The organism is Microcoleus sp. B3-D2 (genome assembly GCF_036705345.1).
Taxonomy (GTDB): domain Bacteria; phylum Cyanobacteriota; class Cyanobacteriia; order Cyanobacteriales; family Microcoleaceae; genus Microcoleus.
On the sequence record NZ_JAUBUG010000062.1, the window covers coordinates 22,588 to 35,802 of the forward strand.

6 protein-coding genes are annotated in these 13,215 nt (G+C 48.4%); 4 read left to right on the forward strand and 2 right to left on the reverse strand.

The window, feature by feature from the left end; translation table 11 throughout:
• Nucleotides 1-123: 123 nt before the first annotated feature.
• The 4 genes from QUB14_RS21450 (at nucleotide 124) to QUB14_RS21465 (ending at nucleotide 7,783) form a co-directional block, all read left to right on the forward strand.
• Nucleotides 124-4,371, forward strand: coding sequence for a PAS domain S-box protein (locus QUB14_RS21450; RefSeq protein WP_333218969.1), 4,248 nt, complete (start codon nucleotides 124-126; stop codon nucleotides 4,369-4,371).
• Between the two features lie 258 nt (nucleotides 4,372-4,629).
• Complete coding sequence (locus QUB14_RS21455; RefSeq protein ID WP_333218971.1) at nucleotides 4,630-5,388, forward strand: SDR family oxidoreductase; 759 nt, start codon at nucleotides 4,630-4,632, stop codon at nucleotides 5,386-5,388.
• A gap of 136 nt (nucleotides 5,389-5,524) precedes the next feature.
• Nucleotides 5,525-6,622: a DJ-1/PfpI/YhbO family deglycase/protease gene (locus tag QUB14_RS21460; RefSeq protein WP_333218973.1), complete on the forward strand. Its 1,098-nt coding sequence runs from the start codon at nucleotides 5,525-5,527 to the stop codon at nucleotides 6,620-6,622.
• Between the two features lie 456 nt (nucleotides 6,623-7,078).
• The gene (locus QUB14_RS21465; RefSeq protein ID WP_190661623.1) at nucleotides 7,079-7,783 is read left to right on the forward strand and encodes a rhomboid family intramembrane serine protease; all 705 of its coding nucleotides are present in this window, start codon (nucleotides 7,079-7,081) and stop codon (nucleotides 7,781-7,783) included.
• Nucleotides 7,784-8,033: 250 nt separating this feature from the next.
• Here the strand turns inward: QUB14_RS21465 and QUB14_RS21470 are convergent, their stop codons facing one another.
• Complete coding sequence (locus QUB14_RS21470; RefSeq protein WP_333297314.1) at nucleotides 8,034-11,102, reverse strand: Ig-like domain-containing protein; 3,069 nt, start codon at nucleotides 11,100-11,102, stop codon at nucleotides 8,034-8,036.
• 34 nt (nucleotides 11,103-11,136) lie between these two features.
• Nucleotides 11,137-13,215, reverse strand: a 2,079-nt coding sequence (locus QUB14_RS21475) for an Ig-like domain-containing protein (RefSeq protein WP_333218982.1), incomplete at its 5' end; no start/stop codon positions are given.

Sequence of the window (13,215 nt, forward strand, 5' to 3'; positions counted from 1 at the left end):
CTGGCAAGGGGGCGCAGCCCTACAAAGTCTGTATTGTTCGGGTAGGAGCCGTCCCCCCGTGGTTGCCCTTCTTCGCTTCGCCTAACATCAGAAGAAGATTGTTTCAACCCAAGCAGGCGATTTATGAACAAGCGCATTTCTCACATGGCAAGTCTACTCGTCATTGCGATCGGATGTCTCGTGCTGCTGGGTTGGCAATTTGACATCTCCCTACTCAAAAGTGGTTTTTTCGGTATGACTTCGACCATGAAAGCAAACACGGCAATTTGCTTTTTGCTGGCCGGAGTGTCTTTGAGATTGTTGCAATACCACAGAACCCGACTGCACCATCGCATGGCTCAAGGGATGGCAGGATTCATAATCATCATCGGTTTGCTGACGCTGAGCCAGTATATTTTTGGTTGGAAGCTGGGTATTGATGAGTGGCTTTTCCGAGATTTCGTGTCTTCAGCGACTCCTTATCCGGGAAGAATGGGAGTAAATACCGCCCTAAATTTTTTGCTGATGGGACTAGCACTGTTACTGTTAGGGAAAAATTCCCAACGGGACACTTGGTTGGCTCAGATTTTTAGTAGTGTTGCAGCTTTAATTTCTCTACTAGCTTTATTTGGATACCTATTTAATGTCGATATTCTTGAACGTTTGGTCACAATTACGACGGCTCAACCCGTAAACACGATCGCCACCTTTTTCATCCTCTATGGAGGAATTTTATTGCTCCGCCCTAACGAAGGATTAATGCAAGTAGTAACCAGTCCCCTGGTAGGCGGAGTAATGGTTCGGTGGTTGCTGCCTTGGGGGACAATCTTTCCAGTGACACTGAACTGGTTCACTCTTCAGGGACAAAATTTAGGCTGGTATAATGCTAATTTTGGCTGTACATTGCGTTCAACTGTTATGGTTTTGACGTTCTCAATTCTCATCTTGGGGACGGCTCGCTTTTTGAACCAGATAGATTACAAGCGCCAACAAGCCGAAAAAGAAATTAAAAAACTTAACGAAACTTTAGAAGTTCTTGTGGCTGAACGAACAGATGCTTTACAAAAATCGCAGGCTCGTTTTGCACGAATTCTAGAAATCGCCAATGATGCAATTATTTCCATCGATCGCACTCAACGCATAACCCTGTTTAATCAAGGGGCAGAAAAGATGTTTGGCTATAAAATGGAGGATATTTTAGGGGAGCCTCTGAATTTACTGCTGCCAGAACAGTTTAGAGATGCACATCCGCAGCATATCAAACAATTTGCACAGTCTTCTACCAGAGCGCGAAGGATGGGAGAACGAGGCGAGATTTTGGCTCGTCGTCAAGATGGAACGCAGTTTTCGGCTGAAGCCTCTATTTCTAGGCTGGAAATGGGAGACGAAACGGTATTGACTGTTATTCTGCGCGATATTAGCGATCGCAAGCAAGTAGAAGCATCACTGGCTCACATGGCAGCGATTGTGGAATACTCTGGTGAGGCAGTTATTAGCAAGTCATTAGACGGCATCATTTTAACCTGGAACAATGCAGCAGAAAAAATCTTTGGCTACAAGGCTGAAGAAATCATAGGACAATCGATCCTCCTTCTAATTCCCTCCCATCTTACCTACGAAGAACAGCACATCCTAGAAACGATTCGACAAGGAGAAACGGTTAAAAACTATGAAACCGTGCGTGTCCGAAAAGATGGACAGCTTATCCACATATCTTGTACCATATCACCTCTGAAGGACACCACAGGCAGAATTATTGGGGGTTCTGTTATTAAACGCGACATCACCGATCGCAAACGAGCTGAAATAAATCGCCAACAAATTGAGATGGCTTTACGAAACAGTGAAGAGCAGTTTCGCCATGCGTTTGAAGATGCCTCTATCGGGATGGCGCTCGTTTCACTTGATGGGCACTGGATTAAAGTCAATCCTGCCTTATGTCAGATTCTGGGCTACTCCTCAGAAGAGTTGTTAGCGTTAACTTTCCAAGACATTACTCATCCTGACGATTTAGAAGCGGATCTTAGTTATGCCAATCAACTATTAGCAGGAACAATTTCAACTTACCAACTGGAAAAACGGTATTTCCACAAACAAGGACATATTATTTGGATTCTTCTTAATGGATCGCTAGTACAAGATGAACAGGGAAATCCACTGCATTTTATTGCTCAGCTCCAAGAAATTACGGCTCGCAAAGAAGCTCAAAAGACGCTAGAACTTCACAGCATTATCATGAATAACATGGGAGGAGGAGTGTGTTTGATTAAAGCCTCCGACCTCATAATAGTCTACACCAATCCTACCTTTGACACTATGTTTGGCTACACAGAGGGCGAACTCGCAGGTCAATCCGTTGGTGTCTTGAATTATGTCGATACAAAGCTTACACCAGATGTAACCGTTCTAGATATCGTCACTCAAATTGAACAGACCGGGGAAGCGAAATATGAAGTCCACAATAAAAAGAAAGATGGAACTCTCTTTTGGTGCAGAGTTCATACATCCATGTTTGAGCATCCTGAATACGGAACTGTATATGTTGCCGTTCAGGAAGACGCAACAGAGCTAAAACTGGCTGAGCAAGCCTTGCAAGCTACCACAAATCGCCTCCACTTTCTTCTAAACTACAGCCCCGTGGTCATTTTTAGCTGTAAACCTGCTGGCGATTATGCAGCAACGTTCGTCAGCGAAAATATCAAAGATATATTGGGCTACGAAACCAGCGAGTTTTTAGAAGATTCTAAATTTTGGGTGAATCATTTACACCCCGATGATGTAGAACCAGTGCTTAATGGCTTACCAAATGTATTCGTTAATGATTTTTATTTCCACGAATACCGTCTTCGTCGCTCCGATGGGGTTTATCGCTGGATGCTGGGTCAGCTTAGGCTAATTCGAGATGGTTCAAGTAAACCAGTAGAAATCTTGGGATATTTAATTGACATTAGCGATCGCAAACAAGCTGAGTGGGAATTTCACCACGCAAATGAAGCAAACCAAGCCAAGACTGTCTTCCTCGCCAACATGAGCCACGAACTCCGCACCCCCCTGAACTCAATTTTGGGATTCACGCAATTGATGAGCTATGAGAGAAATCTGACTCCTTCTCTCCAAGAACGTTTACAAATTGTCAACCGTAGCGGTAGACATTTATTGGACTTGATTAACGATATTTTAGATTTATCCAAAATAGAGAGCGGACGGATGACACTCAATCTTTCTGACTTTGATTTGAGAAATTTGCTGGCTTCTATTGAAGAAATGTTCCAAGTTAAAGTCCAATCTAAAGAATTGCAACTAATTTTTGAGCTAGCTCCCGACATTCCTCAATCTGTGCATAGCGACGATAAAAAACTCTATCAAATCTTAGTCAATCTGCTCGGTAATGCGATTAAGTTTACCAACCAAGGAAGCGTCACCCTACGGGTAACAGCAACAAAAAGAGAAAAAACATCCTGTCACCTATCTTTTGAAGTTGAGGATACAGGCGTGGGAATTGCGCCCAGAGAAATGGATAAATTATTTAAGGTATTCGTACAAGCCCAAGCTGGGAATAATTTGAGTCAAGGCAGTGGGCTGGGTTTAGCCATCAGTCAAAAACTCGTCAAACTCATGGGCGGTCAAATTCGCCTTAAAAGCACTTTGCACCGAGGTAGCACTTTTTCCTTTGAGATTCCTGTACAGTTACCTCAAGCAGAATCCTTACCCCCAGAATCAAGTAATCAAAGAGTAATTGGTTTAGCTCCCGGACAACCGACTTACCGCATTCTTATTGTTGAAGATTTAGAAGAAAATCGCCACTTGTTAGTCGATATTCTGACCTCGGTTGGTTTTGAGGTGAGAGAAGCAAAACAGGGAGTGGAGGCAGTCTCACTGTGGAAGAGTTGGCGGCCGCACCTGATTCTGATGGATTTGCGAATGCCGATCGTGGATGGCTACACAGCTACTAAACATATTAGAGAACGCCCTCAGAGCCAAGAAACTGTCATTATTGCTTTAACTGCCAGTATTTTTGGAGAAGAGCGAGAGAAAGTTCTTATGGCTGGCTTTAACGACTTTATAAGCAAGCCATTTCAGCAGAAAGAGATCTTTGACAAACTAGCTAAATATTTGGGAGTAAAATATATCTACGAAGTCGTAGAACAAACCCCGCAAAAACAATTAGTTGAAACGGTGTCTGTAGAAGATCTGTCCATGATGCCGCCTCAATGGTTAGAACAAATGTATCAAGCCGCTTACTATCTCGATACCGAAGTTATGAATGAATTAATTGGACAACTTCCAGCCTCCAAAGCACGTTTGTCCCAAGCACTAACCGATTATATCAATAATTTTAATTCCGATCGAATTATGGAGCTGATTCGACCTTTGCTGCCCAATCCACTGTAGTTATAGACTTTAAGGACAAACAAGCTATAGTGCTGTAACCAGTGGCTATATTTCCAATAGAAACCAACAGGGTAAAGGATTTGGAAGTTTTTGGAGAGGTCTATGGCAGATATCCATCAGCATGAGGAAATCGCATACACATTAGATGAAATGTGCTGTATCATATAGCAATTCTATTTCGTATGTGAAGGAGATTTATTTTTTTTATTAACTGCAGAGGGTGTTGAGGGGGCAGAGAAAGAGAAAAGAGAGAGAGAAATGATTGATTTAACCGGAAAGGTAATTTTAGTAACTGGTGGCTCGAAAGGGATTGGTGCAGTGACGGTGCGGACTCTGGTTAATGCTGGGGCCGAGGTGATTTTGCATTACTTTCGCAGTCAGAAAGAAGCGGAAGCGGTAGCAGCAAGTGTTGCGCGCGATCGCTGTTATTTATTGGCAGCCGATTTGATGGTGGAAAATGCGGCATCGAGTTTGTGGCGAGATGCTTTAAAATGGCGCGGTCATATTGATATTTTAGTTAATAATGCGGGGATTATGCAGTCAGCGGGTATAGAGGACAAATTCGATATTTGGTCTTCAGCTTGGCAGCAAACTCTACAAGTAAATTTAGTTGCCGTTGCCGATTTATGCCGGGAATCTATCCTGCATTTTCAAACTCGCCGAGTCGGCACAATTATTAATATAGCAAGTCGCGCTGCTTTTCGCGGCGATGACCCGAATTATCTGCACTACGCCGCTTCTAAAGGTGCTATTGTTGCTTTAACTCGCAGCATTGCTAGAGGGTTTGCGGCTGATAATATTTTGGCATTTACAGTTGCACCGGGATTTGTCAGTACAGAAATGTCTAATCAGTTTATTCAGGAGTTCGGTGAAGCTGATATTCTTCGCGATATCCCGATCGGCAAAATCGCTCCTCCTCAAGATGTTGCCAATGTTATCGCGTTTTTAGCGTCGGGTTTAGCTGCACACGCTACCGGGACTACGATCGACATTAATGGAGCCTCTTATGTACATTGAGACAATTACTGTAAAATACCTCTCAAGGCTCACGCTGATATCTTTTAAAACCAACTAATTTATCACTTTAGCAAGACGCTAAAAACATCATAAATCATTTAGGGTGAGATAAAAGATAGTCTGAGGAATGTTGATTATGACAACCGATAACGGTAGCGACACAAAACGAGTTGCCATACTCATTGAAAATGGAGTTGAAGATTCGGAATTTTTAGTTCCTTACAACGCCTTAAAACAAGCAGGATTTGAAGTAGTTGTCCTCGGTTCGCGCACAAACGAAAAGTACGCAGGGAAACAAGGAAAAGTTGCCCAGCAAGCTGACGGAACTACCACAGAAGCAGTGCCCGCAGAATTCGATGCAGTGATAATTCCCGGCGGCATGGCTCCCGATACAATGCGGACTAATCCCAACACAGTAAGGTTTGTACGAGAAGCATTTGAGCAAGGAAAACTCGTCGCTGCTGTTTGCCACGGCCCGCAAGTTTTGATTGAAGCCGACTTGCTGAAAGGCAAAAATGCGACTGGTTTCTTGGCAATTAAAACAGACATGATTAATGCCGGGGCTAACTACATTAACGAAGCTTTAGTAGTTGACGGCAACTTGATTACTTCCCGCCAACCTGGAGATTTAGCAATATTTACCACTGCAATTATGGCTCGCCTCGGTTACGGCGGAAAAGAAGTCGGTTTGCCAGAAGAAAGTGACACAAATGCAGAATGGTGGAAATTAGCTAATGGTTGGGGAGGTTCTACACAAGGCGACATTGTTAAAGGTTTGAATACCGCCCTCGCAGGGGAACGCTATGCTTGCGAAGCGTTTCAAAATTATGCGGAAAAAACCCAAGACAGCGATTTGCGATCGCTCTTGAGAGAAATGATTCAAAACAAACAGAACCACATCCTCGCTCTCGAAAAACGCCTCAACGATTTCGGTGAAAAACCCTCAATTCCTGCCCAAATTGCTGACAAATACGCTAAATTAAAAGCTTCGATGCAAGGAACGGATGAAACGTTTTTGCTGCGGAGCACTCTAGGTGAGTTGCAAACCGGTGTTGTCGATGTCAACAACCTGCGCGTGAAGTTCACAGATCCCGTATCAACTGCCATTTTGACAGAGATAGAATCGGATTTGTCTAAGTGCGAGCAAGCCGTTGCTAAACTCTACCGCGCCCGTGCAGTTTCCCAGGAAATTAAGTCGCCTAAACCTTCGACTAGCCCCGCTGTAAAAATGTAATCAGCAAGGGGATAAATAAGTTTGTAGTTTTGTTGAGAGGTGAAAACCCGCACCAATATCGCAGCTACAAACTTGCTCTGCAATCCTACAATATACGCCTTTCCGGTAAAATAAAACCCAACACTAAAAAGCAGATATTCAACTAACTGCAAGGTGGAGGGTTTTATTAAATGGGTTTTATTTTTGTTTCAGTGGAATACGGCGGGTTTGAAGGACGCTTGCGGCACCCGGGGGCGGTACCAGCCCCCGGATTCATGCGTGCAGAAATAAAAAATATAGTATCCGATAACCAGCCCCCGGATACATCCGTCAAGTCGCTTTCTTCAAATCTAAAATCTAAAATCTAAAATCTAAAATCTAAAATCGATTGCCTTCTTGCCTCTTCCTTTAGACAGGAGACACCTAGGCTATAAATGCGCTACTGTGTTGCCAATATTTTGATGAGGAAAAAAGGCCGTGGTTCCCTTACGCGATGAAAATCCCATTACTATCACTCCCTACGTTACCTACGGGCTGGTTGCCGCAAACATATTAGTATTTTTGTACGAACTCAGTTTGGGCGATCGACAATTAACCCAATTCTTCTACTCTTGGGCTGTAATTCCTTGCCAGTTAAGCAATATGTGTCGGGTTGCCCTGCCAGCTTCGCCATTTCCCGAATGGACAACACTAATTAGCTCCCAATTCCTGCACGCAGGCTTTCTTCACATTGCCGGCAATATGTTATTTTTGTGGATTTTTGGCAACAACGTAGAAGATCGTTTAGGGCACGTCAAATTTATAATATTTTACCTTACTTGCGGCGTTTTAGCATCACTAACTCAGTGGTTTTTTTCCTCATCATCTGCCATTCCGTCCCTAGGTGCTAGCGGCGCGATCGCAGGCGTGATGGGAGCTTACATTCTCAGATATCCCCAAGCCAGAGTTCTGACACTGCTTCCCTTGGGAATCTTTTTTACCACCGTCAGAGTCCCCGCTTTCTTCTTTCTAGGATTTTGGTTTGCACAGCAAGCATTGAGCGGCCTGGCTTCGTTGAATGCCCCGGCAAGTGTCGGCATGGAATCCGGGGGAGTTGCCTACTGGGCCCACGCCGGCGGCTTTGTTTTCGGCGCTATTCTCGGCCCTTTGCTGGGATTGTTTTCTGAAGAAAATCAGATTTAATTTTTCACTGCAGATGAACGCAAATAAACGCAGATAAACGCCCATTTCTTGGTAGTTTATCTGCGTTTTTATGCGGTTTCAAACCTCGGACTTTTCTCAAACTTCGGTGCTATACTTGGCTCTTTTTTGGGACTTTTATTCAAAAAAAAGAGATTTAATTTTACCTCAGCTAAACACAAATTAACGCAGATAAAGCCAAGACAATCGGCGTTTATCTGCGTTAATCTGCGGTTTCAAACCTCTTATCTTTTTAGATAAACGTGAAGTCAAAGCCCGAAAGAGAAGAAACCCCAGTTACACCATTTAACTTCGCCAAAATGCGAGAATCAGCACCGGCCACGTTATTGCCATTGCCGTCATAAATGATGTAAGTATTGCCACCGGAATCGTAAGCAAACAAGAAAGCAGTTCCTCCCAGAATATTTGCAGAAACAGTTGTCTGCACATTCAGCAGAACTTGACTGCCATTGCTGAGATTGGCAAATCCGGGGGCAAAATTAAACTGATCGGCGATCGGCACACCGAGACCGTTAAAATCAGTAATCACATCGTATCCGCCCGCCGCGATCGCAGCATCGATCGCCGTCGAAGAAGCCGCATCAAAGACTGGCCCACCTTGTGCAGGGCTGGTATAGCGGAATTGATTGCTGCCGCCGCCCCCCGTCATGGTATCTGCGCCGAGGCCCCCTACGAGCACGTCGTTATCCAAACCGCCGTTAATCGTATCGTTGCCGCCTTGACCGTCAATAGTATCGCTGCCCGCCAAACCGTCCAAATTGTCCGGCAAAGAACCCCCAACCAAATTGTTAGGCCCGCTATCTGCAGGCAAGATTTGAACGGTGATAGTACCCACGCCCGGAGTTGTCCCCAATCCGTCGCTGACGCTGTAGGTGAAAGCAGTTGTACCCGCTACGTTGCCGGGGATGAATTGCACTTGAGAGACAAGATTTACAGCTATCCCCAGTTGCGGTGTGCTGACATTGATAATGTTGAGCGATCCTGGTTGCGGGCTGGAATCGTTGGCCAGCACGTCGATGAAAGTGGGCTGCGAATTATTCGTACTCGTAAATACGAGGCCGTCACTGACAGCAATCGGCGACAGGGTAGTTGGAACAGTTACGGAGGTATCGAAAGAATTGATGTTAATTGCGACTGAGGCTGCTGCCGTGCCGCCTTGGTCGTCAGCTACGCTGTAGCTGAAAGAACCGGCTGACCCGATCGCGTTTGTTCCAGGTTGAAATTTCAGCCCAAGTAAATCCTGAACGGTTAACTTTTGGTTCACGCTGAGGGGGTTTGTACCCGTAATTACCTGACCAAAAGTAGGATTGGGAAGTCCGACTACCGCGATCGACAGTGGCTGGCCCTCCGGGTCGCTGGGCGCCGAAATGCTCAGAGACAGAGGCAAATTCTGCAAACCAGTCACCGTCTTGCCAGCTTCCACGATCGGTGGCTGGTTAGGAGTCGGAGATGTAAAACTCGGCGGAGTCGGCCCCCCGCCCAAAGGCGGAGGAGTTGGGGTCGCCGCAGTTGGAGTGGGGACGATCGAAGGACTCGGACTCGGAGTTGTCCCCCCTGCTGTCGGACTCGGACTCGGAGTCGGACTCGGACTCGGAACCTGTGTCGGCAATGTCCCCGTTGTGGGGCTCGTGGTTGTCCCCGGTGATGGTGATGGAGTTGGACTCGGAGTTGTCCCTGGGGATGGAGTTGGGCTCGGAGTCGGTTCCGGAGTTGGACTCGGTGCCGGAGCTGGACTCGGTGCCGGAGAAGCAGTGGTTCCGGGTGATGGTGCCGGAGAAGCAGTGGTTCCGGGTGATGGTGCCGGAGAAGCAGTTGTCCCGGGTGATGGTGCCGGAGAAGCAGTTGTCCCGGGTGATGGTGCCGGAGAAGCAGTGGTTCCGGGTGATGGTGCCGGAGAAGCAGTGGTTCCGGGTGATGGTGCCGGAGAAGCAGTTGTCCCGGGTGATGGTGCTGGAGAAGCACTTGTCCCCGGTGATGGTGCCGGAGAAGCAGTTGTCCCCTCAATGGTGAAGGGATTGTCATCTACGCGCGGTATTTGAGCTGTAGTGAACCGAGATTCATCTAGCGAGTTCGATCGAACATCAATCAACACCGCCAAAAATTCCCCAGTTTGCCTGTCCCTAATAATCGTGTTGCTAGAATTCGAGCCTTGGCCCTGGAAAATTTCTAATTCGGTAAAGTTCAAGCCTCCAGCCAGACCGATCAAATCTCCCGGATTAAAATCTCTAATTACATCAGCATCGCCGATTTCGCGGCCCCCAGTAGTGAGAAACCCGTTGCTACCAGGCGACGTGCCGACCCTACCGAGAACAAAGATATCCGATCCGTCGCCTCCTGTCAGAGTATCAGACCCGCGATCGCCCGAAAGAATATCATCCCCAGCATCTCCCGACAAAGAATCAGTGCCGTCGCCCCCAAAGAGCAGGTCATCACCCTCGCCGCCGTCACCAGTATCGTTACCAACACCGCCGGTGATGACATCCCCGCCCTCGGAGCCCAACAAAATATCATTGCCCCCAGCGCCTATGAGGCAGTCGTTACCCGTGTCGCCAAAAACACTGTCATTGCCCTTGTCGCCAAAAATCAGGTCGTCCTCGCCACCTCCGCGCAGACAGTCATTGCCTTTACCGCCATAGAGCGAGTCGTTGCCTTCAGAACCCAAGACAAGATCGTTGCCCTGGTCGCCAAAAGCTAGGTCATCGCCTTGGTCGCCAGAAACCAAGTCATCGCCTTTGCCGCCCCGTGCCGTGTCATTGCCACGCCCGCCCTCAACGATATCTTTACCAGCGCCACCGTTGAGAGAATCGTTACCGTCTTCACCCCTAAGTAGATCGTCTCCGTCCCGACTCAAAAGCGTGTCGTCGCCGCCACCCCCGGAAATCGTGTCATTGAACAAGCTGCCGATTAAATAGTTACTGCCGTCATTTGCCACAACTAAGCCATCGACAAAAAGTGGCTCTGGGGGAGGCGTGGGAACTGTCACAGGTGGCCGCGGCACCGGGGTGATCGAAATGTCCGGGCCCGTCCCCGTCATCGTTGTCGAAGTCCCCGTCATCGTTGTCGAAGTCCCCGTCATTGTTGTCGAAGTCCCCGTCATCGTGGTCGAAGTCCCCGTCATCGTTGTCGAAGTCCCCGTCGTCATCGTTGTCGAGGTCCCCGTCATCATCGGCTCCGTTCCCGTCATCATCGGCTCCGTTCCCGACGACGGCGTAGGCGACGGCGCCGTGCCACTATCCAAACTATCCTCGTTCTCATCGGGTAGCCGCCCTTCGAGAAAAATTACTGGTACTGCACTGGGCATTGTTCCGACTCCTTGCGACGCTACTCAAAAACTACTAAATAAACTTAAAGTCAGATGCAGTAATGACGGTGCTGAGCGCTCCCGGCACTGTAGGAATAGAATTCAAAACTCCCAAATCAAAAGCTGGGAGACTGTCATCTGCCACATTCGGGTCAAAGCCGAGAACGTACTTGTTAAAAGTATTGTTCAGGTACACGAAGAAAGCTCCCGTTTTGCTAGAACCCTTTTGATTCTTCAACACTGCATTTACTGCTTGAGCGTTATCAAATTTAGATTCAAACAAAATGACTGATTGCTTGCTGATGTCGTCGCCGCTAGACCCGATATTCCTGACGATAAAACTGGTGAAATCGAGAGTAGTTCCTGAGTTGGTTAAACCTGCGAAATTTGACGACCTGAACAAAAATCTGTCGGTCTCGCTGCCGTTAGCGTTAAAGTCAGCAATCACGTCCACGCCTTCGCTGGGAGTTTCGTAGTAGAAGAAATCATTGCCAGCATCGCCCGTGAGCAAGTCAGAACCGGCACCGCCACCCAAAATGTCATTGCCCGCACCGCCCGAAAGCGAGTCGTTGTCATCGCCGCCCAATACCAAGTCATTGCCGAAGGCGCCGCTGAGACAGTCGCTGCCGGCACCGCCGTCGAGAGTGTCGTCGCCCGCTTGGCCGTCGAGGGAGTCGCTGCCGGCCTCGCCCAACACGTAGTCATTGCCCGAACCTCCGAGTCCCGTGTCGTTGCCTTGTCCACCCAAAATCGTGTCATCGCTGTCGCCGCCGGATATGGAATCGTTATTGATACCGCCGTCGAGCAAGTTTCTGCCCAGTCCACCGTCGAGGATGTCGTCGCCCTCACCGCCGTCGAGGGAGTCGTCGCCAATGCCACCAAGTAAGGTGTCAATCCCGGTGCCACCAAGTATCGAGTCGTCGCCGGATTCTCCCAATATCGAGTCATTGCCTGTTCCGCCGTCAATGCTGTCGTTATTGTCACCGCCCAAGAGGTTGTCATTGTCATTGCCGCCGAACATCAGGTCGTTGCCCAGTCCGCCGATCAGCGAGTCTATCCCGTCTTCGCCGTCAACGGTGTCGTTGCCCAGTCCGCCGTCAACGGTGTCGTTGCCGATCGCACCCACCACCGAGTCGTTGCCTGCTTCACCGAATTCGACGTCGTTGCCGCCACTGCCGTCGATGATGTCGTTGCCGTCGCCCCCAGATAGGGTATCGTCGCCTGCCCCGCCGAGGATGAAGTCGCTGAGGTTGCTGCCTGTAAAGCTGCTGGCCGGGAGTGCGCTGCGATCGACAATATTATCTACCACCGTGATGCTGAAGGATACCGGCCCAACAGTTGCAGACCCGTCGGAGGCGGTAAACGTGAAACTGTCGCTGCCACCTGTCGCCAGCAAGTTGTATTTGACGATGTTGTTGTTGATATCGTCTTGCGTGAATTTGCCGCCGACGTTGAGAAAGGTGGTGCCCCTTTGGACAAAACCTCTGGTAGCGTCGGGGGCTTTGGTAATCGTGTAAACGATTTCCGACGGCGTGTTGTCGGGATCTGTCACTAACAAATCCGCAGCGGTGATTGTCTGGGTAGGATTACTTTTGGCAACCACCACACCGTCGTTAATTACTAGCTGCGGCGGGCTGCTGACGCGGATGGTTGCTACCGCCTGACTTGTGCCACCGTTACCGTCTGAGATCGAGTAGCTGAAGCTGTCAGTACCCGAGAAGCCCGGATTCGGGGTGTATTTGAATACGCCGCCGCCCACGGGAACCAGTTGCCCTTTGCTTGCTGGAGCAAAAGTCGTGACAGTCAGAGCGCTTTGTTCCGCGTCAGTGTCGTTCAACAGAACGTTGAGAGTGAGTTGTTGACCCGCAACCGTGGTGAAGTTGTCGTTAACTGCTTTTGGAGGTTGGTTAAGGATGGGGGTCGGACTGCTTGTCGGCGTCGGACTGCCTGTCGGCGTCGGGAAATTCGGCGTCGGACTGGCTGTCGGTGTCGGGAACGTCGGCACCGGCTCGTCTGGCGTCGGTGTCGGCGTCGGTGTCGGACTTGCTGTCGGCGTCGGACTTGCTGTCGGCGTCGGACTTGCTGTCGGCGTCGGACTTGCTGTCGGCGTCGG